Raw genomic sequence first — 21,774 nt, 5'->3', positions numbered from 1 at the left:
GCCTCAAAACGTCCTAAAATCATTCGGGGAAGGGACCACCGACATCGCATGACCGCGCCGACCGACGATCGATCGCCGAAACTGCCGCGCGGTTGGCTGCGCGCGGCCGTGATGTCGACGATTGCGCTCGCCTTCGTCGGCGCGGCGGCGGGCTTCGTCGCGTTCCTGTCGCAATTGCGCGGCGCCGAGATCGCGCCGGACCGCAAGGCGGACGGGATCGTGGTGCTGACCGGCGGCTCCTCGCGGGTCTCGGATGCGATGGAGCTGCTCGCTGCCGGCTACGGCAGGAGGCTCCTGATCTCCGGCGTGCACCCGACCTCGACGGCGAGCGACATCTCCCGGACGTTGCCGGAGAGCCAGTCCTTCATGCGTTGCTGCGTCGATCTCGACCGCACCGCGGTCTCGACCCGCGGCAATGCCGCGGAAGCGCGGCGCTGGGCCGAGGGGCGCGGCTTCAAATCGCTGATCGTGGTCACCTCGAACTATCACATGCCCCGCGCGCTGGTGGAATTCTCGCATGCGATGCCGGAGACTACATTGATCCCGTTCGTGGTGGTCGGCGAAAAATGGCGCGAGGAGCCGTGGTGGACCTCGGCGTCCACCTTGCGGCTGCTGCTGTCCGAATATGTCAAGTACATCGCGGCCGAGCTCAGGGTGCGGCTGGAGGATTTCGGGATTGACCTTTCGCCCGAGATGTCGGAGCAGCCTCCCGGGCTGCAGCCGAAGCGTCCCGCCACCGCACAGGCCAATTGATCGGCAATTGATTGGATCTTCGATGTTCTTGATTTTCCTGCGATCGCTCGTGTTCAACGTGCTGTTCTACACCGTGCTGGTGTGCCTCGCGATCGTTGCGCTGCCGACCTTCGCATTGCCGCCGCGCGCCATGCTCACGGTCGCGCAATGGTGGGCGAAGGCGACGCTGTTCCTGATGCGGGCGGTCTGCAACATCAAGGTGGAATTCCGCGGCGTCGAGAAGATCCCGACGGGGCCATTGGTGATCGTGGCGAAGCACCAGTCGTTCTGGGAGACGTTCGTCTTGCCCGGCTTCTTCGATCGCCCGATCTTCATCCTCAAGCGTCAGCTCATGCAGATCCCGGTGTTCGGCCAGTTCCTGGTCAAGACCGGGATGATCGCGATCGACCGCAACGCCGGCGTCAAGGCGCTGCTGGACATGACGCGGCGGGCGCGCGAGGCGGTGCGCAGCGGCGCGCAGCTCGTGATCTTTCCCGAAGGCACGCGCCGCGCACCGGGCGCGCCACCGGACTACAAGACCGGCTTTGCGCAGATCTATTCGTCCTGCGGCGCGCAGTGCCTGCCGATCGCGCTCAATTCAGGCCTGTTCTGGCCGCGCCGCACCTTCATGCGCTATCCCGGCACGCTGGTGGTGGAGTTCCTCGATCCGCTGCCGCCGGGCCTGCGGAAGGACGAGTTTCTCTCCCGCGTGCAAACGGCGATCGAAGACGCGACCGGCCGCCTCGTCGAAGCGGGCCGCAAGGAGCAGGAGCAGTTGATGGGCAATTCGCCGAGCTATGCGCCGTCGGAGAATTAGCGGCTCTCTCGATCTTCTGTGGGAGCCGGCGCGTGCGGGGAATGCGCATCACCATGCAGCATGGTCGCGAGCTGGTGCAGCTGCGTGTCGCGAAAGCCTTCGGCCTCAATTGCTTTCACCGTCGCGGTCACGTAGTCGCGGTTGGCGCCGGACTGGCCGTGGCCCTGGAGCACGTGGCGATGCTGGTCGGTGAGCGACAGCCGACCGGCATATTGCACGTGGCCGCGGTCGACGACATAGGCGAGCGCGGAGACGCGCTGCCGCGCGTCGTTCTCCAGCCACACCGAGCGCATGACTTCGCGATAGACCGACGTCACCTGCTCGCGCGCGCGCAAATAGGCGACCACATCGACGCGGCTCTTCTCGGCAACACGGAAGGCGATGCCGCGGCAGGCGCCGCCGCGGTCGAGCCCAAGCACCAGACCCGGCTTTTCGGGCGTACCACGGTGCACGAATGAATAGACGCAGAGCGCGCGATGCTCGCCGACCAGCCGCGCCGGGACGCGTTCCTCGAATTCGAAGCCCGGCCGCCATATTAGCGAGCCGTAGCCGAACACCCAGAGGTCGCCTTTGGCTGCGGTGACGGAGGGAAGGGTGATTTCCGACATTTCGGGCACGGCTACCAGAACCGCGCTCGCAAGCGAAGCGAATTCTCCGTCTTTCGTCGTGGCTGTACCTCGCTTACATTTGACAAAATCAGGGGTCAAAGGGATCGCCGCATGTCCGATATGACCGTTGCCGCAGGCCGGCGCTCCCGTTGGGGCCTTTTCATTGCCCCCGTTATCCTCCTGATCCTCGCCGTCGCGTGGAGCGGCTTCTGGTTCTATGCCGCGTCGCAGGCCGAAATCGCCGCCGACGCCTGGCGCGCGCAGGAGGCCAAATCCGGCCGCATCTATGATTGCGCCAAGCGCTCGATCGCAGGCTTCCCGTTCCGCTTCGAGGTCCAATGTTCCGGCGCCAGCGTCGCTCTGGTATCGCAGAACGCCAGCAAGACGCCGTTCACGGCGAAGCTCGACAACATCCTGGTCGTCGCCCAGGTCTACGATCCCAAGCGCATCATCGCCGAGTTCTCTGCGCCGGCAACGCTCACCGACGGCGTCACGCAAAGCACTTTCGTGGTGAACTGGAGCAAGGGCCGCAGCAGCGTGGTCGGCCTGCCCGCCGTGCCCGAGCGCGCCTCCGTCGTGTTCGAGGATCCCACCGTCAACCGGCTCGACCGCACGGTGCAGGTGCCGCTCGCGCGCGCAAAACAGGTCGAGCTGCATGGACGCCTCGCGGACGGATCGCCGTCCGATCATCCCGTGATCGAGACCGTGTTTCAGATCGCGCAGGGCAGCATCCAGGGCGTTCATCCGCTGCTCGCCGAGCCGTTCGAGGCCGACACGCGCGCGAAGATCACCGGTCTGTCCGACCTCACGCCAAAGCCGTGGCCGCAGCGCTTCCGCGAGATCCAGGCCGCCGGCGGCCATATCGAGATCGTGCAGTCGCGGATCCAGCAGGGCGAGATGATCGCGGTCGCGGCCGGCACGCTCGGGCTCTCGGCCAATGGCCGACTCGACGGTGAATTGCAGATGACGGTGACGGGCCTCGAGCGCGTGATCCCCGCGCTCGGCATCGAGAAGATGCTGGAGGAGGGTGTGCCGCAGGCCACTCTCGATCGCGTCGCCCCCGGCGTGAAGTCGCAGGACCTCAACAATCTGTTCGGTGCACTCGACCGTGCCGTTCCCGGGCTCGGCAAGGTCATCAAGCAGAACGCCAATGCCGGCGTTGCCGTCGGCATCAATTCGATCGGCACCGAGAGCACGCTGGAAGGCAAGAAGGCCCGCAGCTTCCCGCTGAAATTCGTCGACGGCGCTGTGCTGCTCGGCCCGATCAAGGTCGGCCAGATCCCGCCGCTGTATTGATTCCTCCGTCGTTGCGAGCGAAGCGAAGCAATCCAGACTTTCTCCTCGGAAACAGTCTGGATTGCTTCGTCGCTGCGCTCCTCGCAATAAGGAGGTGAGAGCGTGGCTACGGCTTTTTCAGCGCCGCATGCGGCCGGCCGAAGTCGGGCGCGGCCGAATCCTGGCCGATTTCGACGATGCCGCGGCGGATGGCGCGGGTGCGGGTGAAATGGTCGAACAGCGCCTCGCCGTCGCCGCGGCGGATTGCACGCGTCAGCTTGGCGAGGTCCTCGGTGAAGGTGCCGAGCATCTCCAGCACGGCTTCCTTGTTGGCGAGGAACACGTCGCGCCACATCGTCGGATCGGACGCGGCGATGCGGGTGAAATCGCGAAAGCCGCCGGCGGAGAACTTGATGACCTCGGACTCCGTCACCTGCTGGAGCTCGTCGGCGGTGCCGACGATGGTGTAGGCGATCAGATGCGGCAGATGGCTGGTGATCGCAAGCACGAGATCATGATGATCCGGCGTCATGACCTCGACCTTGGCACCCATCGCCGTCCAGAACGCGCGCAGGCGATCGGTGGCAGCGGCATCAACGCCTTCCGGCGGCGTCAGGATGCACCAGCGATTGATGAAGAGCTCGGCGAAGCCTGAATCGGGGCCCGAATGCTCGGTGCCTGCGACGGGATGCGCCGGCACGAAATGGATGCCTTTCGGCAAATGCGGCGCCATGTCCCTGACGATGGCGCCCTTGACCGAGCCGACGTCGGAGATGATCGCGCCGGGCTTGAGGTGCGCGGCGATCTCCTGCGCCACCGGCCCGCAGGCGCCGACGGGAATGCAAAGGATGACCAGATCGGCGTCCTTCACCGCTTCCGCATTGGTCGCAACGACCTGGTCGACGATGCCGAGCTCCATCACGCGTGCACGCGTCTTCTCCGAGCGCGCGGTGGTGACGATTTCGCCGGCCAGGCCCTGGAGCTTCGCGGCGCGGGCGATCGAGCCGCCGATCAGGCCGAAGCCGATCAGCGCGACGCGCTGGAAGTGCGGGGTCGCGCTCATCTGCCGGCCATGAAGTCGCGCAGGCCCTCGACGACGAGACGATTGGCCTCCTCGGTGCCGATGGTCATGCGCAGCGAATGCGGCAGGCCGTAGTTTTTTAACCCGCGCAGCACCAGCCCGCGCTTGGTGAGGAAGGCGTCGGCCGCGTCCGAGGTCTTGCCCTGGGTCGAAAAGTGGATCAGCACGAAATTGGCGACGCTCGGCGTCACCTTCAGCCCGAGCTTGCCAATCTCCTCGGTTAGCCAGTTGCGCCAGGCCTCGGTGAATTGCTTCGACATGGCTTGGTGGCCGGTGTCCTCGATCGCGGCAACGGCAGCGTACATCGCCGGCGTCGACACGTTGAAGGGCCCGCGGATGCGGTTGACCGCGTCGATGATGTGCTCGGGGCCGAACATCCAGCCGATGCGCAGCGCCGCAAGACCATGGATCTTGGAGAAGGTGTGCGTCACGACCGTGTTCTCGGTGGTGGCGACGAGCTCGATCCCCATCTCGTAATCATTGCGCGAGACGTAGTCGCAATAGGCTGCGTCCAGCACCAGCAGCACGTGCGAGGGCAGGCCGGCGCGCAGGCGCTTGACCTCGTCGAACGGGAGATAGGTGCCGGTCGGGTTGTTGGGGTTGGCGAGCCAGACCAGTTTTGTCCGCGGCGTCACGGCCTTGAGAATGGCGTCGACGTCGGAGGTGAGGTTCTTCTCCGCTGCAACGACGTTCCTGGCGCCGACCGCCATGGTCGCGATCGGGTAGACCAGAAAGCCGTGCGTGGTGGAGATCGCCTCGTCGCCTTGGCTGAGATAGGTGTGGGCGAGCAGATTGAGGATCTCGTCCGAGCCGGCGCCGCAGATGATGCGATTGGGATCGAGCCCGAAGGTGCGCCCGATCGCTTCGCGCAGCACGCGCGAGGTTCCTTCAGGATAGTCTTCCAGATGATCCGCAACGTGCTTGAACGCCTCGATCGCCTTCGGCGACGGCCCGAACGGCGTCTCGTTGGCCGAGAGCTTGAAGACCTTGCGGCCCGGCTCTGCCACCGGGCTCTTGCCGGGCGTGTAGGGCGCAATATCGAGAATGCCGGGATTCGGCACGGGGCGGGACATCTTCAACTCCGGAGTGGCTTAGGCGGTTCGCGACTTACGATTTCGACCCGGTCGGGGGCACCGTATAGCGCGTTGCATGGCTGCCGACGAGGGCCGTGGAGCGCACCGAGGCCCCCGCCTCGATCAGGGCAGTCTTGATTTTGTCGAGGCTGCTCGTCGCGGTGACCGAGACCAGCAGCGCGGCGCCATCGAAGGCGGTATCGGGCACGGCCACGATCTCGGCGAGCGGCGACAGGGCGCGCGCGACCTCGGCGTTCCACCCCGACACGCGCACGCTGAAGGTCTCGACCTCCGTCACCAGGGCGCTGTCGGCGACGCGCGAGACCGCAAACACGGGCAACGCCGCCGGATGGTCCGCGCGTTCGACGAAGGGCAGCCGCGCGATGATCTTTGGCGCACCGGCTTCTTCCAGCGACAGCCACCATGGCGTGCGGCTCGAGGTCGCCGAGACCAGTGCCAGATCGCCCTTGGACTTCGCGACGGCCTCGACCGCCGCCTGCGCGCTGAAATGCGCGACGTAAGGCACGGTGAAGCCGAAATGGAATCGCGCGGAATCGCGCATGGCCGGCTCGCTTGCCGAGATGTCGGCGTGCACCGAGAACGGCGCCTGGACATAGGTGAAGGTCGCGATGATGACGCGCCAGATGCTCTCGACCGTGTCGAGCGGCAGGATGCCGCGATGACGCTGGACGAGGTCACGCATCATGGAAGCCTCGCGCGCCGGACGGAACGCCGAGCCGACCTCCTGGGTCTGCTTCACCTGGATCAGGCGATCGATGATGTCGCCGCGCTGCATCAACAGACGGTGCATGCCCTCGTCGATCGCGTCGATCTCCTTGCGCAATTCCTGGAGAGATGGTGGCGCGGGCGGACGTTGGGACATGTCTGACAGGCGTTGTTGAGGGCGTTCCAATGCGGATCAGTCGAGCCGACACCGCTGCTATCTGTCCTGATTAGGCAGTCAGGGCCGCGAAAGCAAAGAGAAATGCAAAGGGAAATGGGACCCGTTCCGCCGATGGCGCGACAGGCGAATTTGGTTGATCCGGGCCGCGACTTGACGAAAACCGTCCAAGACGGTAGCTTTTACGCGTTCCGTGGTCATTTGAGCCGGCCGGCTTGCAGCCACGTTAAAAAACTCGCTAAACAGGCCGGGGACCCTTTCGATCCCGGCCGAACCTATCGTTCAGGCCGGGTTTTTTATGGCCTGATGTCAATGCGGTCACCACTACGATCGCAAACAAGGTCGATGGTCAGATGGTTGGCGTCCAGTCAATTCCGAGTCCCGCGATCACTGCCGACGAGCGGTCGCACGAGGTGGATCATCCGAGCTCGCAGGTCGCGCAGTTCGGCACGGAGCAGCCGCTGCGGCTCGATTGCGGTGTCGATCTCAGCCCGTTCCAGATCGCCTATCAAACCTATGGCGTGCTCAACGCCGATCGCTCCAACGCTGTTCTGCTCTGCCATGCGCTGACCGGCGACCAGCATGTTGCCAACGTCCATCCCGTCACCGGCAAACCCGGCTGGTGGGACACCTTGGTCGGCCCCGGCCGACCGATCGATCCTCAACACTACTTCATCATCTGCTCCAACGTGATCGGCGGTTGCATGGGCTCGACCGGTCCGGCTTCGATCAATCCCGCGGCCGGCAAGGTCTGGGGCCTCGATTTTCCTGTCATCACCATCCCCGACATGGTGCGCGCGCAGGCCATGCTGATTGACCGGCTCGGCATCGACACGCTGTTCGCGGTGGTCGGCGGCTCGATGGGTGGCATGCAAGTGCTGCAATGGACCGCGGCGTATCCGAGCCGCGTGTTCTCCGCGCTGGCGATTGCCTGCTCGACGCGGCACTCGGCGCAGAACATCGCGTTCCACGAGCTTGGCCGGCAGGCCGTGATGGCCGATCCCGATTGGCACAGTGGCGGCTATGCCGAGCACGGCCTCCATCCGCATCGCGGCCTCGCTGTGGCGCGGATGGCGGCGCACATCACCTATCTCTCGGACGCCGCGCTGCATCGCAAATTCGGCAGGCGCATGCAGGACCGCGAACTGCCGACCTTCTCGTTCGATGCCGACTTCCAGGTCGAGTCCTATCTGCGTTACCAGGGCTCGTCCTTCGTCGAGCGCTTCGACGCCAATTCCTATCTTTATCTGACGCGGGCGATGGATTATTTCGACATCGCCGGCGACCATGGCGGCGTGCTGGCGAAGGCGTTCGCGGCAATCCAGACCCGCTTCTGCGTGGTTTCCTTCACCAGCGACTGGCTGTTCCCGACCTCGGAATCGCGCGCGCTGGTACATGCGCTGAACGCATCGAGCGCGCGGGTGTCGTTCGCCGAGATCGAGACCGATCGCGGCCACGACGCCTTCTTGCTCGACGTGCCCGAATTCCTTGATATCTCCCGCGCCTTCCTGCAATCGGCAGGCAAGGCCCGCGGACTCACCCTCAGGGACGGATAGCCATGTCTGTACAGGAAGCGTTGCCGCTGGGCGGTCTTGCCACCGGGCAATCCGGTCAGTTTCGCGCCGACCATCTGCTGGTCGCGGAGATGGTCAAGCCGGGTTCGAAGGTGCTCGACGTCGGCTGCGGCGAGGGTGACCTGCTGCAGCTGCTGGAGACCCGCGGCATCGACGGACGCGGCATCGAGCTGTCGCGCGAGGGCGTCAACCGCTGCGTCGCCAAGGGGCTCGCGGTGGTGCAGGGCGATGCCGACACCGACCTCATCAATTATCCCGACGACGCCTTCGACTACGTGATCCTGTCGCAGACGCTGCAGGCGACGCGGCAGCCCAAGGTCGTGCTGGAGAACCTCCTGCGCATCGGCCGCCGCGCCATCGTGTCGTTCCCGAATTTCGGCTTCTGGAAGATGCGGCTCCAGCTCCTGATTGGAGGCCACATGCCGCGCACGGAAAATCTGCCCGCAAGCTGGTATGACACCGCCAACATTCATTTCTGCACCATCAAGGATTTCGTCGAGCTCTGCGACGCGATCGACGTCAAGATGGAACGTGCCGAGGCGCTCGACCTCTACGGCCGCCCGCTGCGGCTGCGGATGCCGTGGTGGGTGTGGAATCTGTTCGGCGAGCAGGGCGTGTTTCTGCTGACGCGGGGCGGCAGGAAGTAGTTTTCGTCATTGCGAGCGTAGCGAAGCAATCCAGAGTCTTTCCGCGGAGGGATTCTGGATTGCTTCGCCTGCGCTCGCAATGACGGAGCGTGTGGTGACGCCCTTGCTCTAATGCGCCGCCAGCGACCTCGGATCGCGCGCCGGCCATCTTCCCGTTTCGACCAGCGTGACGAACCGTTCCACCGTTTCGTTGAACAGCGCCGGCTCTTCGAGATTGAGCACGTGGCCGGACTTCGGAAACATCGCGAGCCCTGCCGCAGGCAGATGCTTCTTCAGGAACAGGCTCGGCGCGATGCACGGATCGTCCTCGTCGCCGCAGATGATGAGTGCCGGCGTCGCGGCGCCTCTGATCGCGTCCGTCATCGCAAAGATCGAGGGGCGGCCGCCCTGGAAGCCGCGCATCGTGCGCGCCGATCCCTTGGCGTCGTGGCGTGCCAGTGCGGCGTAGAAATCGGCGTGGCCGCGCGGGTCCTTCATCAGGAAGGGAATCCGGCTTGGCGCTTCGCGCGTGACTTTCGCGACTTCCGCGGAGCCGAGCGTCTCGAATTGCTCCGCGTTGGCGCGGCACTGCTTGCGCCAGGCGTCGAGGTTCTCGACCTCCGAGCCGGAGCCGACGCCGGCGAGCGTCATCGATAGCGCGCGCTGCGGTGCGTTCAGCCCGATCTGGAGCGACGAATAGGCGCCCATCGACAGTCCTACGAGGTGCGCGCGTTCGATCTTGAGATGATCGAGCACCGCGAGCGCATCGGTGTAGAAATGCATGTAGCTGTAGACTTCGCCATCAGGCACGTCCGATGGCGTGTAGCCGCGCGCCGAATAGGTGATGCAGCGATGGCCGCGCGAGAAGTAGCGCATCTGCGGCTCCCAATTGGTGTAGTCGGCCGCGAATTCGTGCAGAAAAATAATCGGCGTGCCCGCGCCTGCTTCTTCGAAATAGAGACGGTGGTTGTCCTTCGTGAGGGCGTACGGCATCCGGTTTCTCCCTGAGGTGGTTGCGGCATTGGAATGCCGCTCTGCGGTCAGCGCATGCACCCTAACACTCGTTAATCATCGTCCAAAATCTTCGCGACCCCGTCTTGTTCTCGCCACATCGGGATACTGATACAGCCGGCGGATGTCGGCCACCGCACAGGCCGATTGGGAAGTGGGGGTGTCAAAAGGATGAAGAATGTTCGAGTTGTTTGCGTCTCGCCTGTCGCGTTGTGTCGTCGCGCTGGCTGTTTTCTTCGCGGCGGTCGCCGCGTTCTCCTCTCCGGCGTCAGCACGGTCTCATCGTCATAGCGCAGAGCGGCACGCTTACGCGCATCACGCCAGCAGACATCATCATTATCGGCATCATGCACGCAGTTCGCGCTTCGAGCGCGGCGCGGCGCAATTGCAGGCGAGCGGCTTCGGCAACGCCTTCGCCAGCTATGATCCGAACGCCAACAGCGGCGGCATTGCCATGAGCGGTGGCGGTGGAACGACCCCGCGCGTTAGCCGTCGGATGGCCATGAGCCGTAGCGGTGGAGTGGCCGCGAGCGGCGAAGGCGTGGCGATGAGCAGCGGCGGCGGCGGGTCGGGCCTCGTGTCCGAGGCACGCCGCTATGTCGGCGGCAATCCGACCGGCCGCGGCAGCCTGTGGTGCGCGCGTTTCATGAACATGGTGCTCGAGCATACTGGCCATCGCGGCACGGGCTCCGACATGGCGAGTTCGTTTGCGCGCTATGGCACGCGCGTCTCGGGCCCGCAGGTCGGCGCCATCGCGGTCATGTCGCGCGGTCGCGGCGGCGGCCATGTCGGCATCATCACCGGCGTCGATGCGCAGGGAAATCCGATCATGATCTCCGGCAACAACGGCAACCGCGTCCGCGAAGCGCCGATCTCGCGCGGCCGGATCTATGCCTATGTGATGCCGAACTGAGGTTCTGCCCCGTCATTGCGAGGAGCGAAGCGACGAAGCAATCCAGACTGCCTCAACAGATAGATATTTGGATTGCTTCGCTGCGCTCGCAATGACGGAGTACGTGGAGCCGGCGCCGCGTCACACCAGCTTCGGCTCTTCCACCGCGATCTGATCGCCGACGCCGATCTCGCCGTCGGCGATCACCTCGGCATAGATGCCGCAGTCCATGTGGCCGAGATTGCTTGAGAGCGTGGCCGGGATTTCGAGATCGCGCCTTGCGGTATCAGGGTCGACATTGGTGGCCGGGCAGCGCTTGATGCGCTTGACCACTTCCAGCCGGGCCCGCCCGATCGCGAGCGTCTGGCCGACGAGGTCGAGCTCGGACCAGGCCGGCCAGCCCTTCGCGTAGAGATTGGCGCGGAAACGCAGAGGGTGGACCGCGGCGCCGAGCATAGTCTCGAGCGCGCGGACGCTGTCGAGATTGATGATGGACACGACCTTGCGAGCGACGTCGGAAAAGCTGTGGTCGCGGCCGGACAGGACCTTGGGCGGGCCCTTCAACTCCGGTTGAAAGTTCTCGCTGAAATAGCCCTCGATGGCGGCGCGCCCGGCCGCGGTCTCGAGATCGCCGCTGGCGACGATTTGGCCGTCCTTGCGGATAGTCAGGCGGTTGGTCGCGTCCTCGAAACGGCTGTCGAGGGAAGCCAGCCGCTCATTGCGCGCCAGCATCAGGAACTGGATTTTCGGCTTCCATTGGGGCGCATCAGGGTCGAACCCGCTCGGGCCGTTCTCGATGGCGTAGCGGCGGTCGGCGGGCAGGGTCTGGCCGGATCGCAGTGAGATCCGGGGCAGGGACTCCGGCGTCAGGCCTTTAATTGGATAACGGTAGAGGCCGGTGATCTCGGCGATCTGGTTGGCTGTCATTGCGCTAGCTGTCATGCCGCTACTTAGGGGATTCGACCCACCGGTGCCAAGCTGGCAGATCCGCGCACGAAATTGTGAACTCGCCTCTTCCGGTCCAAGGGCACGCTTCCCACATCTGGGTCAGGCCGGCGCCAGCGCCGGCTGATAACGACCGTTACCGGTTGAGAAACGTCAATGCGGTCATCGGAAACCCAATGAAGATGCCGTTTGGAGTGCCTTAGAGGGCTCCTGGGGCAGGCCGAGGGAAAGAAGATAAATGAACATCGACAAATATACCGAACGCTCCAGGGGCTTCGTCCAGTCCGCGCAATCGCTTGCGGTGCGCGAAGGGCACCAGCAGTTTTCGACCCTGCACCTGCTGAAGGTGCTGCTGGACGACAATGAAGGCCTCGCTGCCGGCCTGATCGACCGTGCCGGCGGCAATTCCCGCGCAATTCTGAGGGCGACCGAGGACGCTCTTAACAAGGTGCCGAAGGTCTCTGGCGGCGGCGCCGGCCAGATCTATCTGGCGCCCGAGCTCGCCCGCACCTTCGACGCCGCCGAAAAGGCCGGCGAGAAGGCCGGCGACAGCTTTGTCACCGTCGAGCGGCTGCTGCTTGGCCTCGCGCTGGAGAAGACCAGCGAGGCCGGCGCGATCCTCGCCAAGGGCGGCGTCACTCCGCAAAACCTCAATGCGGCGATCGAGGCGCTGCGCAAGGGCCGGACCGCGGATTCCGCGACCGCCGAGAACGCCTATGACGCGCTGAAGAAATATGCGCGCGACCTGACCCAGGCGGCGCGCGACGGCAAGCTCGATCCGGTCATCGGCCGCGACGAGGAGATCCGCCGTACGATCCAGGTGCTGTCGCGCCGGACCAAGAACAATCCTGTCCTGATCGGCGAGCCCGGCGTCGGCAAAACCGCCATCGCCGAGGGCCTGGCGCTGCGCATTGTCAATGGCGACGTGCCGGAGAGCCTGAAGGACAAGAAGCTGCTGTCGCTGGACCTCGGTTCGCTGATCGCCGGCGCGAAATATCGCGGCGAGTTCGAGGAGCGGTTGAAGGCCGTGCTTCAGGAGGTGACCGCGAGCGACGGCAATTTCGTCCTGTTCATTGACGAGATGCACACGCTGATTGGCGCGGGCAAGGGCGATGGCGCGATGGACGCATCGAACCTGCTCAAGCCCGCGCTTGCGCGCGGCGAGCTGCATTGCATCGGCGCGACCACGCTTGACGAGTATCGCAAGCATGTCGAGAAGGATGCGGCACTGGCGCGGCGCTTCCAGCCGATCTTCGTCAGTGAGCCCACGGTCGAGGATACGATCTCGATCCTGCGCGGGCTGAAGGACAAATACGAGCAGCACCATGGTGTGCGGATCGCCGATTCCGCACTCGTGGCGGCGACGACGCTGTCCAACCGCTACATCACCGACCGCTTCCTCCCGGACAAGGCTATCGATCTCATGGACGAGGCGGCCGCGCGGCTGAAGATGCAGGTCGATTCCAAGCCGGAAGAGCTGGATTCGCTCGACCGCGAGATCATCCGGCTCAAGATCGAGCAGGAAGCGCTCAAGAAGGAAAGCGACCTCGGCTCCAAGTCCCGTCTTGAAGCGCTGCAGAAGGAGCTGGCCGAGCTTGAGGAGAAGTCTGCGGCGCTGACAGCGCGCTGGAGCGCGGAGAAGAACAAGCTCTCCAACGCCCAGAAGCTGAAGGCTGAACTCGACAGCTTGCGTGTCGATCTCGCCGACGCCCAGCGGCGCGGCGAATTCCAGCGCGCAGGTGAGCTGGCCTATGGCCGAATTCCGGAGCTCGAGAGGCAGCTTGCGGATATCGAGGCCAAGGAAAATACAACGCAGAGCTCCGGCGAGATGATGGAGGAGGCGGTTACCGCCAATCATATCGCGCAGGTGGTCTCGCGCTGGACCGGCGTGCCCGTCGACAAGATGCTGGAAGGCGAGAAGGAGAAGCTCCTGAGGATGGAGGCGCAGCTCGGACAACGCGTCGTCGGGCAGGCTGAGGCCGTGCGTGCGGTCGCGACCGCCGTGCGCCGCTCGCGCGCAGGCCTTCAGGATCCGAACCGGCCGATGGGCTCGTTCATGTTCTTGGGTCCGACCGGCGTCGGCAAGACCGAGCTGACCAAGGCGCTCGCGGAGTATCTCTTCAACGACGAGACCGCGATGGTCCGCCTCGACATGTCCGAATACATGGAGAAGCATTCGGTGTCGCGGCTGATCGGCGCGCCCCCGGGCTATGTCGGCTACGACGAGGGCGGCGCACTCACCGAAGCGGTGCGGCGCCGGCCTTACCAGGTGGTGCTGTTCGACGAAGTCGAGAAGGCGCATCCGGACGTGTTCAACGTCCTGTTGCAGGTGCTCGACGACGGCCGCCTGACTGACGGCCAGGGCCGTACCGTCGATTTCCGCAACACGCTGATCGTCATGACCTCGAACCTCGGTTCGGAGTTTCTGGTGAATCAACCGGAGGGCGAGGATACCTCCGCCGTGCGTGAGCACGTGATGGCGACGGTGCGCGGACATTTCCGCCCCGAATTCCTCAACCGCGTCGACGAAATCATCCTGTTCCATCGTTTGCAGAAGAGCGAGATGGGCCGGATCGTCGAGATCCAGTTCGCGCGGCTCCAGAACCTGTTGACCGATCGCAAGATCGTGTTGACGCTGGATGGCAAGGCGCGCGATTGGCTCGCGGAAAAGGGCTGGGATCCCGCCTATGGCGCCAGGCCGCTGAAGCGGGTGATCCAGCGCTACGTCCAGGATCCGCTCGCCGAGATGATCCTCGGCGGCGACGTCAGGGACGGCGATGCGGTTGCGATTTCATCGGCAGGCAACGTGCTGACCTTCAACGGCAAGGCGGCGCAGACTGCGGAAATCGCCCAGTTCGACGTGCCCGTGTCGAAGCGCAAGCTCAACTGAACCTGGCGCTCACCGCAAAATGAAAAACGTCCCGGAAGGCGATGCCTCTCCGGGGCGAAATGTTTGGTCAACTCGGTCGGCTTGCTAACTGACTGCGGGCGCAGAGCCGGGATCGGCCGGACCTTCCTCGTCGCCTTCTTGTTCAAGCTCCGAAAGGATATCCACGAGCTCGCGCACCCGGCCCTGCGCCAGCGGACGGAGGTCGTTGATCATGGGCTCGTCGTTGGCGAGCCATGCCTGGGCCTCGGCAAGCTCCTCGACTGTCGCGCCGGTTCCGATGATCTGTGCAATCGTGACGTCGTCAGCTCCGCTGACGGCCTTGATCACGTCGTCACGTGAGAGGCGCTGCATGGATTGTCCTCCTCTTGACTGAACAGGCAGGAAACCGCCACCAAAACCAATCGTGGTGACCATTGGTTGGTTCCGCTAACAGAAGCATCTCGCCCGCTCTGGCTCGAGTTGGGAATATTTAATGAAACTGCTGCGACCGGGCCAGGTTGCCCCCACATGGATCCGTCGGTTGGACGCACCAATCCGGCGTCGGAGCTGACCGACGTCGCGTCTGATAGTTCTTGTCGGCTGCTAAGGCACTTGCCATGGGTTCCCGGCGAATCCCGCAAATGTGGGGTATCGCCATGAACAAGGATCTTGTCTCCCGCAACCGACCGGCCTTCGACGAGCTTCATCCAAAGATCTATGGTGCCGCGGTCGTCCTTGTCGCCTGGTTCGCGCTGATGGCTTGGGTACTGTTCGATCGCAGCAGCGATGTCAGCCTGTTGCTTGCGTTTGTCAGCCTGTTGTTCCTGGTCGCGGCGGGCATTCCGTGGATATTGTCGCGGGTCTGGAGGCACCACGTGTCCGATAAGCCGCATCCACAGCAGCCCTCATTGCATGATTGGGAAGCCGGCGACTTCAAGGTTTGGGGTGCAACGCTTCACGGCACCGATGCCGCGATCGATGTCCTGCTGCCGCTCATGGCCGTCTCGTTTGGTCTTACGGCGATAGGGATCGTCTTCGTGATCGTGCGCGCAGCTGCGTTGCCGTAGCGCCGCTCCAATCGTGGCCCCGCCCGTGCGTGGGGCGGGGCAGTCTACTAGCGGCCTGCGGTCAGCCGCGGCGGGTTCTGTGACATGATCCAGAGCTCGATGGCGGCAAGCACGGCGACTGCGATGCCGACCACGACGTGGATCGTCATCGCCGTCTTGGCCCCCTCGAATCCGAGGACCCAAGGCGCAATGAGAGTCCACAGGCCGACGATCAGGTTCAGCCATTCTTCCCATACTGCGAAGGCGGCAAGCGCCGCGATGGCCAAAATTGCGATCACGATGCCCGCGATATGTGCGTTCTGGGAGGGCCTTCCGGCGTCGAAGCCGAAGATCCACGGCGAGAAGAACAGGAATGCGCCGAGGATCAGGTTGGCGACGTCGCACAGCTTTGCGTTCGTCCAATTGTCCATAACATCCTCCATTCAGCCCCTGCCTAGTGGGAAACCAACCGGTTCGCGCCCCAGCCGGTTCCAACCAAACCGGATGCAGAACGCAAATCGACTCCAGAACGGAAGGTTCTGGAGCCGACGCCCGGCGGGCGCCGGTCGGTTCTCTGACGATTGGCGACGACCGTGGGCTACCGGTTGGTGACCTGCAACGGCCCGCCCGTCGCATCCGACATCCTCGCGATGGCGCCGGCGCGGCCGCTCATCATGCCGTCGAGCCGGTCGCGCTCCTTCTCGAAGCCGGCCAGCATCGGGCCTTCCAGGGAACGGCCGCGCGGCAACTTTACGCGCAGCGGATCGACGAAGCGGCCGTTGACGAGGATTTCGTAGTGGACGTGAGGGCCTGTCGACGCGCCGGTCGAACCGACGAAGCCGATCACCTGGCCCTGCCGCACCTTCTTGCCGGGCTCCATGCCCTTGGCGAAGGCCGACATGTGGCCGTAGGCGGTCTCGTAGCCGTTGTTATGCTTGATGCGGATGTACTTGCCGTAACCGCCCTCGGGGCCGGCCTTCTCGATCACGCCGTTGCCGGAGGCGAAGATCGGGGTTCCGTAAGAGGTGGCCCAGTCGACGCCGGTGTGCATCTTCACATAGCCGAGGATCGGGTGGCGGCGGCCGCCGAAGCCGGAGCGCATGATGGCGTTGTTGACGGGCTTGCGCACCAGGAATTTCTTCGCGCTCTTGCCGGTCTCGTCGTAGTAGTCGACGACGCCGTCGTCAGGGCTCTGGTAGCGGTAGTATTTCTTGGTCTCGCCGCCGAGCGTGAGCGAAGCGAACAGCACGTCGTTCTTTTCGCTCGCGGTCACGCCCTCGTCTTCGCCGGCGTAGAACACGTCGAATGAATCGCCCGGCGCCACCTTGCGCTGGAAATCGACGTCGTAGGAGTAGATCTTGATCATGTCGTCGATGACGGGCATCGGCACTTTGTTGCGCATCGCGGTCTCGTAGATGCTCTGGTAGAGCCGCACGCCAGTGCCGTCATCGTCGTCATCGTCGTCGCTGTTGGCGTTGGCTCCAGCGTCGGCGACGGTGTTCATGCTGGAGACGTCGACCGCGACGTACTTGCCGAGATCGGACAGCGCCGCGATCGCCTCAACCATGGTCTCGTTGGCGACGACGACGCGGTAGGGTTGCAGACGGGCGCCAGGGCTTGCAGGCGCCATCAGGATGCGCAGCTTCTCGCCTTCCTTCAGGCCGCCGTCGCGGCCGCGGGGCCCGAGCGTCGCGGCAATCGCCTTGATCTCGTCGGCCGTGGCGCCGAGATCGCGCAGCACGCCAGCGACGCTGTCGCCCTTCTTGACCATGTGGACGCGTTCGCCGTTGGGATTGCCCCCGGTGATCTGCTCCTTGGTCTTCGGCAGCAGCGTGACGTTTTCCGGCACCACGCGCGTCTCGAAGCCGGCATAGGGATCGGACGGCGACACTTCGGTGGCGTAGGCGCTTCTGATGTCGGACGGGCCGGTCGCGCCGGAGACGTCGGTGGCGGCATTGGCGAGCGTGGCGTAGCGCACCCCGCCATTGCCGCGCCAGTTGGCGGCATCGCGCACCCGCATCAGGATGTCGTCGAGCGCCACCACTGCGGAAATCTTGGCCTTCGGCAGCACCGGCGACAGGTCCTTGGTGACGAAGGAGACCTCGGCGTCGGGTTCGACCGCTTCCGGATTGTTGGGATCGTCGGATGCGGTCTTCGGATCGGAGCCGACATCGGTGAGAAGGCGCTGGGCGTTGAACGGCGGGATCTTCGCCGACAGGTCGCTCGTCGTCATCGACAGATTGCCGGCAATCCGGATGAAGGGGCGCACCCGCATCACGTCGCGGCTACCGACGCGGGCGACGGTCGAGACGCGCACGATGTTGCGCGAGGCCGTGGATTCGTTGGGCGGTGGCAGGCGGTCGCTCTTGTGCAGCGTGGCGGCGCGGTCAGCCGCACCGAATGCGCCGCGCAGCGCGCCTTCGACCCGCTCCGGCACCTTGGCGAAGGTCATTTCGCCGTCGAGCGATGCGAAAACGGCGCCGCCGATCAGGGCTGCGCCGCAGAGTCCGGTCAAGATCGTCCCGCTGAACCATTGCACCGAGACACGGCGGCGATCGATGACCGCGGCTTCCGAACCATCAACGGACAGCGGCGGCTCGTGGCCGAGATCGATGATCCCGGTCTCACGCCCGTAAGCGCCGCGTGACGTCCTTTGGTTCAACCCAAATCCCCCAATCAACGATCCAAGAGCCGGTTTCGAGCCCCTTCTTACGCCGCCCTCTTCAGGGGCACCGCTCGAAAAGGGCAAGCCGCATAGGCGTCCGCGGTCAGAAGGCCCTGATGACGAGCCGGCCGAAACTACGAACAGCTAAGCGGAAAAGATCTCTCGATGTCTCGCGAACGTCTGAAGAAGGCCGCTTCATCCTATGATCGCCTTCCTCTGACCCCAAGCAAACCGCCGGCAGCCCCCACTGGCATTCCTGCGATTCAAGCTCTGCCTGTACCAGAACGCCGCGGGAATGTGGCTCAAGTACGGCGCCTAATATGGAAAAGTTTCCTGAACGGCCCGGCGCGAGGGACGTGCCTGGAGAGGCGCTGCAGGCGGCCTCCGGACCCCCTCGGGCCCAAACTTTTTTGGGTTTTTTCACCGCGCCGATCCAACCCGTTCGCCCCACGCCCCTGTAACCCAATGGAATCACGCGATTTTTTTGAACAATCCACCGTGCGACGATTTTCTGACAATGGTCGTTGACAACTCCGATGGGTGGGGCCTATAACCCGACCACTGAGCGCGGCGCCGCCGGGTCACTGACCAAGGCGAGCGAACGCGCCACTGATGCTCCTCACCTTGTTGAGTGACACAACAGTCGACGTAAGTCGATTGGAGTTCATTCATCGTCGGTAAGGGTGTCGGAACCCTTCCTCTGCGGAAGGTTGGGGCCTCCTGGGTCCTGGGCTGTTTGACAAGTGAAGATGAAGAAAGAGAAACGTGGACGGCGGAGTCCTTGCGGGTCTCGCATTTAAAGAGCTTCGGCTTTTTGGATCGGGACCGGACGAAAGACTTCGGCGGTACACGTTTTAAGGTTACACCATCGTTGCCAGCGATGTGAATCGCGGGCAGCTCATCGACTTCGGTCGATGAAAAATGGTGGGACCTCGTCAAAACGTTGTGATCAGCCGGTTCAAAGTTCAAGTCCAACTTGAGAGTTTGATCCTGGCTCAGAGCGAACGCTGGCGGCAGGCTTAACACATGCAAGTCGAGCGGGCGTAGCAATACGTCAGCGGCAGACGGGTGAGTAACGCGTGGGAACATACCTTTTGGTTCGGAACAACACAGGGAAACTTGTGCTAATACCGGATAAGCCCTTACGGGGAAAGATTTATCGCCGAAAGATTGGCCCGCGTCTGATTAGCTAGTTGGTGAGGTAATGGCTCACCAAGGCGACGATCAGTAGCTGGTCTGAGAGGATGATCAGCCACATTGGGACTGAGACACGGCCCAAACTCCTACGGGAGGCAGCAGTGGGGAATATTGGACAATGGGGGCAACCCTGATCCAGCCATGCCGCGTGAGTGATGAAGGCCCTAGGGTTGTAAAGCTCTTTTGTGCGGGAAGATAATGACGGTACCGCAAGAATAAGCCCCGGCTAACTTCGTGCCAGCAGCCGCGGTAATACGAAGGGGGCTAGCGTTGCTCGGAATCACTGGGCGTAAAGGGTGCGTAGGCGGGTCTTTAAGTCAGGGGTGAAATCCTGGAGCTCAACTCCAGAACTGCCTTTGATACTGAGGATCTTGAGTTCGGGAGAGGTGAGTGGAACTGCGAGTGTAGAGGTGAAATTCGTAGATATTCGCAAGAACACCAGTGGCGAAGGCGGCTCACTGGCCCGATACTGACGCTGAGGCACGAAAGCGTGGGGAGCAAACAGGATTAGATACCCTGGTAGTCCACGCCGTAAACGATGAATGCCAGCCGTTAGTGGGTTTACTCACTAGTGGCGCAGCTAACGCTTTAAGCATTCCGCCTGGGGAGTACGGTCGCAAGATTAAAACTCAAAGGAATTGACGGGGGCCCGCACAAGCGGTGGAGCATGTGGTTTAATTCGACGCAACGCGCAGAACCTTACCAGCCCTTGACATGTCCAGGACCGGTCGCAGAGATGTGACCTTCTCTTCGGAGCCTGGAACACAGGTGCTGCATGGCTGTCGTCAGCTCGTGTCGTGAGATGTTGGGTTAAGTCCCGCAACGAGCGCAACCCCCGTCCTTAGTTGCTACCATTTAGTTGAGCACTCTAGGGAGACTGCCGGTGATAAGCCGCGAGGAAGGTGGGGATGACGTCAAGTCCTCATGGCCCTTACGGGCTGGGCTACACACGTGCTACAATGGCGGTGACAATGGGACGCTAAGGGGCAACCCTTCGCAAATCTCAAAAAGCCGTCTCAGTTCGGATTGGGCTCTGCAACTCGAGCCCATGAAGTTGGAATCGCTAGTAATCGTGGATCAGCACGCCACGGTGAATACGTTCCCGGGCCTTGTACACACCGCCCGTCACACCATGGGAGTTGGTTTTACCTGAAGACGGTGCGCTAACCAGCAATGGAGGCAGCCGGCCACGGTAGGGTCAGCGACTGGGGTGAAGTCGTAACAAGGTAGCCGTAGGGGAACCTGCGGCTGGATCACCTCCTTTCTAAGGATGATCCTTCAGTTTAGCTTCGGCTAACTATCGGATCGTTTTAGAAACATCAGTGGCCAACGGTCGTCAGGATCGTTGAGCTGCATTGGCGGGATTTCGCCGTCTTCGTTTCTCTTTCTTCGCGGACGAACACGCGCTGGGCCTGCATGGTTGCAGGATCCCGGTCCTTAACTGGATATGCGTTAGGGGCTTGTAGCTCAGTTGGTTAGAGCGCGCGCTTGATAAGCGTGAGGTCGGAAGTTCAAGTCTTCCCAGGCCCACCACACTCATCGAGTGAGCATTCGTCTTCTGGTTACGGGGCCATAGCTCAGCTGGGAGAGCGCGTGCTTTGCAAGCATGAGGTCGTCGGTTCGATCCCGTCTGGCTCCACCAGATGGTTTGATCACCGACAACTCAACCGTCGTCCGCGAAACATCACTTCGCACCCACTAGTCCGGATGGACAGTGACGTGCGTGATTTCTGACATCGTAAAGAGGAGATCGATCCGAGTTGGATCGTGCAGAAGATTTCTGCGCGGTACTCCATTATCTCCGGATCATTTCGGCGCTCGTGCGTCTTCCAAGGTAGCTCACAAGGCTGCATTGAAAGACAAGCGAGTTGTAAATGATCCTTTTAGCGAAGCTTGACCGCCTCGCTATCGGAACGATCTTACGAAGCAAGCTGGTCTTTCTAATCATTGTCCGGCTGTACGTAGCGTTCATCGAGGGCGCGCGCCGCAAGGCAATCGTACAGACAACATTCTGCCGAGTGTGTGGACATTGATAATGAGAGCAATCAAGTGCCTTAAGGGTGTTCGGTGGATGCCTTGGCGCTGAGAGGCGATGAAGGACGTGCTACGCTGCGATAAGCCGTGGGGAGCTGCGAAGAAGCTTTGATCCATGGATTTCCGAATGGGGAAACCCACCTTCGATAGCCGGAACTCCAAGACCTTTGTCGAAAGACATCGGTGTGGGGTTCGAACAGAAATGTGAGATGCCTAGACCTTTAGATTTCGATCGAAGAGGTTTTGGATTTCCGGTTATCAAGAGAAGGTATGAGACTTCTGAATACATAGGAGGTTTCAAGCAAACCCAGGGAACTGAAACATCTAAGTACCTGGAGGAAAGGACATCAACAGAGACTCCGTTAGTAGTGGCGAGCGAACGCGGACCAGGCCAGTGATACATCAAAGACAATCGGAACCAGTCAGGA

17 protein-coding genes, 2 tRNA genes, 2 rRNA genes and 1 riboswitch (1 of these 22 only partly in view) are annotated in these 21,774 nt (G+C 62.9%); of the genes, 12 read left to right on the top strand and 9 right to left on the bottom strand.

What is annotated here, in order from left to right:
- Positions 1–48 precede the first annotated feature (48 nt).
- Positions 49–753, top strand: a complete 705-nt coding sequence (locus IVB27_RS21055) for a YdcF family protein (RefSeq protein WP_247445164.1) — start codon at positions 49–51, stop codon at positions 751–753.
- Positions 754–775: 22 nt separating this feature from the next.
- The gene (locus IVB27_RS21050; RefSeq protein WP_247339929.1) at positions 776–1,549 is read left to right on the top strand and encodes a lysophospholipid acyltransferase family protein; all 774 of its coding nucleotides are present in this window, start codon (positions 776–778) and stop codon (positions 1,547–1,549) included.
- Here the strand turns inward: IVB27_RS21050 and IVB27_RS21045 are convergent.
- Positions 1,546–2,157, bottom strand: a complete 612-nt coding sequence (locus IVB27_RS21045; protein WP_247445163.1) for a gamma-glutamylcyclotransferase — start codon at positions 2,155–2,157, stop codon at positions 1,546–1,548. The genes IVB27_RS21050 and IVB27_RS21045 overlap by 4 nt on opposite strands.
- A 111-nt stretch (positions 2,158–2,268) precedes the next feature.
- Between IVB27_RS21045 and IVB27_RS21040 the strand changes: the two genes are divergently transcribed.
- Positions 2,269–3,453, top strand: a complete 1,185-nt coding sequence (locus IVB27_RS21040; protein WP_247445162.1) for a DUF2125 domain-containing protein — start codon at positions 2,269–2,271, stop codon at positions 3,451–3,453.
- Positions 3,454–3,559: 106 nt separating this feature from the next.
- Here IVB27_RS21040 and IVB27_RS21035 read toward each other — a convergent pair whose 3' ends face one another.
- The 3 genes from IVB27_RS21035 to IVB27_RS21025 are packed head-to-tail and all read right to left on the bottom strand — an operon-like array spanning position 3,560 to position 6,469.
- Positions 3,560–4,495 (bottom strand): prephenate/arogenate dehydrogenase family protein, encoded by a 936-nt coding sequence (locus tag IVB27_RS21035; protein WP_247445161.1) that lies wholly within the window; start codon positions 4,493–4,495, stop codon positions 3,560–3,562.
- Entirely contained in the window at positions 4,492–5,586 is a 1,095-nt protein-coding gene (hisC, locus tag IVB27_RS21030) for a histidinol-phosphate transaminase (RefSeq protein ID WP_247445160.1), read from the bottom strand. The genes IVB27_RS21035 and hisC overlap by 4 nt, the downstream gene beginning before the upstream one ends.
- Positions 5,587–5,620: 34 nt before the next feature.
- Positions 5,621–6,469 (bottom strand): chorismate mutase, encoded by an 849-nt coding sequence (locus IVB27_RS21025; RefSeq protein ID WP_247445159.1) that lies wholly within the window; start codon positions 6,467–6,469, stop codon positions 5,621–5,623.
- A 201-nt stretch (positions 6,470–6,670) separates the two neighbouring features.
- Positions 6,671–6,750: riboswitch (SAM riboswitch) on the top strand.
- 90 nt (positions 6,751–6,840) lie between these two features.
- On the opposite strand from IVB27_RS21025, the gene metX reads away from it, so the two are divergent.
- Both metX and metW read left to right on the top strand, forming a co-directional pair.
- Positions 6,841–8,043 carry a homoserine O-acetyltransferase MetX gene (gene metX / locus IVB27_RS21020; protein ID WP_247445158.1) on the top strand — a complete coding sequence of 401 codons (1,203 nt, stop codon included), beginning with the start codon at positions 6,841–6,843 and terminating at the stop codon, positions 8,041–8,043.
- Positions 8,044–8,045: 2 nt separating this feature from the next.
- Positions 8,046–8,708: a methionine biosynthesis protein MetW gene (gene metW / locus IVB27_RS21015; RefSeq protein WP_247339962.1), complete on the top strand. Its 663-nt coding sequence runs from the start codon at positions 8,046–8,048 to the stop codon at positions 8,706–8,708.
- 108 nt (positions 8,709–8,816) lie between these two features.
- On the opposite strand, the gene IVB27_RS21010 is transcribed toward metW, so the two are convergent.
- Complete coding sequence (locus IVB27_RS21010) at positions 8,817–9,680, bottom strand: alpha/beta fold hydrolase (RefSeq protein ID WP_247445157.1); 864 nt, start codon at positions 9,678–9,680, stop codon at positions 8,817–8,819.
- Positions 9,681–9,876: 196 nt separating this feature from the next.
- Here IVB27_RS21010 and IVB27_RS21005 point away from each other — a divergent pair, with 196 nt between their 5' ends.
- Complete coding sequence (locus IVB27_RS21005) at positions 9,877–10,611, top strand: TIGR02594 family protein (RefSeq protein ID WP_247445156.1); 735 nt, start codon at positions 9,877–9,879, stop codon at positions 10,609–10,611.
- Between the two features lie 120 nt (positions 10,612–10,731).
- Here the strand turns inward: IVB27_RS21005 and IVB27_RS21000 are convergent, their stop codons facing one another.
- Complete coding sequence (locus tag IVB27_RS21000; protein ID WP_247339968.1) at positions 10,732–11,517, bottom strand: MOSC domain-containing protein; 786 nt, start codon at positions 11,515–11,517, stop codon at positions 10,732–10,734.
- A 256-nt stretch (positions 11,518–11,773) separates the two neighbouring features.
- Here IVB27_RS21000 and clpB point away from each other — a divergent pair, with 256 nt between their 5' ends.
- On the top strand, positions 11,774–14,425 hold the full coding sequence (gene clpB, locus IVB27_RS20995) for an ATP-dependent chaperone ClpB (RefSeq protein WP_247445155.1): 2,652 nt from the start codon (positions 11,774–11,776) through the stop codon (positions 14,423–14,425).
- A gap of 84 nt (positions 14,426–14,509) precedes the next feature.
- On the opposite strand, the gene IVB27_RS20990 is transcribed toward clpB, so the two are convergent.
- Positions 14,510–14,839, bottom strand: a complete 330-nt coding sequence (locus IVB27_RS20990; protein ID WP_247445154.1) for a hypothetical protein — start codon at positions 14,837–14,839, stop codon at positions 14,510–14,512.
- Positions 14,840–15,060: 221 nt separating this feature from the next.
- On the opposite strand from IVB27_RS20990, the gene IVB27_RS20985 reads away from it, so the two are divergent.
- On the top strand, positions 15,061–15,471 hold the full coding sequence (locus IVB27_RS20985; protein ID WP_247445153.1) for a hypothetical protein: 411 nt from the start codon (positions 15,061–15,063) through the stop codon (positions 15,469–15,471).
- A 47-nt stretch (positions 15,472–15,518) separates the two neighbouring features.
- Here IVB27_RS20985 and IVB27_RS20980 read toward each other — a convergent pair whose 3' ends face one another.
- Both IVB27_RS20980 and IVB27_RS20975 read right to left on the bottom strand, forming a co-directional pair.
- Positions 15,519–15,881: an SPW repeat protein gene (locus IVB27_RS20980; RefSeq protein WP_247445152.1), complete on the bottom strand. Its 363-nt coding sequence runs from the start codon at positions 15,879–15,881 to the stop codon at positions 15,519–15,521.
- A 167-nt stretch (positions 15,882–16,048) separates the two neighbouring features.
- Positions 16,049–18,112 (bottom strand): M23 family metallopeptidase, encoded by a 2,064-nt coding sequence (locus IVB27_RS20975; RefSeq protein ID WP_247445151.1) that lies wholly within the window; start codon positions 18,110–18,112, stop codon positions 16,049–16,051.
- Positions 18,113–19,087: 975 nt separating this feature from the next.
- Here IVB27_RS20975 and IVB27_RS20970 point away from each other — a divergent pair.
- From IVB27_RS20970 to IVB27_RS20955, 4 genes are all read left to right on the top strand, one after another.
- Positions 19,088–20,576, top strand: a 16S ribosomal RNA gene (locus tag IVB27_RS20970).
- Between the two features lie 192 nt (positions 20,577–20,768).
- Positions 20,769–20,845, top strand: a tRNA-Ile gene (locus IVB27_RS20965).
- Positions 20,846–20,878: 33 nt separating this feature from the next.
- Positions 20,879–20,954: transfer RNA gene (locus IVB27_RS20960), tRNA-Ala, on the top strand.
- Between the two features lie 401 nt (positions 20,955–21,355).
- Positions 21,356–21,774, top strand: a 23S ribosomal RNA gene (locus tag IVB27_RS20955) (it continues 2,454 nt past the right edge of the window).
- The 16S and 23S rRNA genes sit together here with 2 tRNA genes alongside, the layout of an rRNA operon.

Origin of the sequence: Bradyrhizobium sp. 197 (assembly GCF_023073375.1) — a bacterium.
Lineage (GTDB): Bacteria > Pseudomonadota > Alphaproteobacteria > Rhizobiales > Xanthobacteraceae > Bradyrhizobium.
The sequence above is the reverse complement of the archived record's forward strand: the minus strand, read 5'-3'. Positions and strand labels throughout refer to the sequence as shown.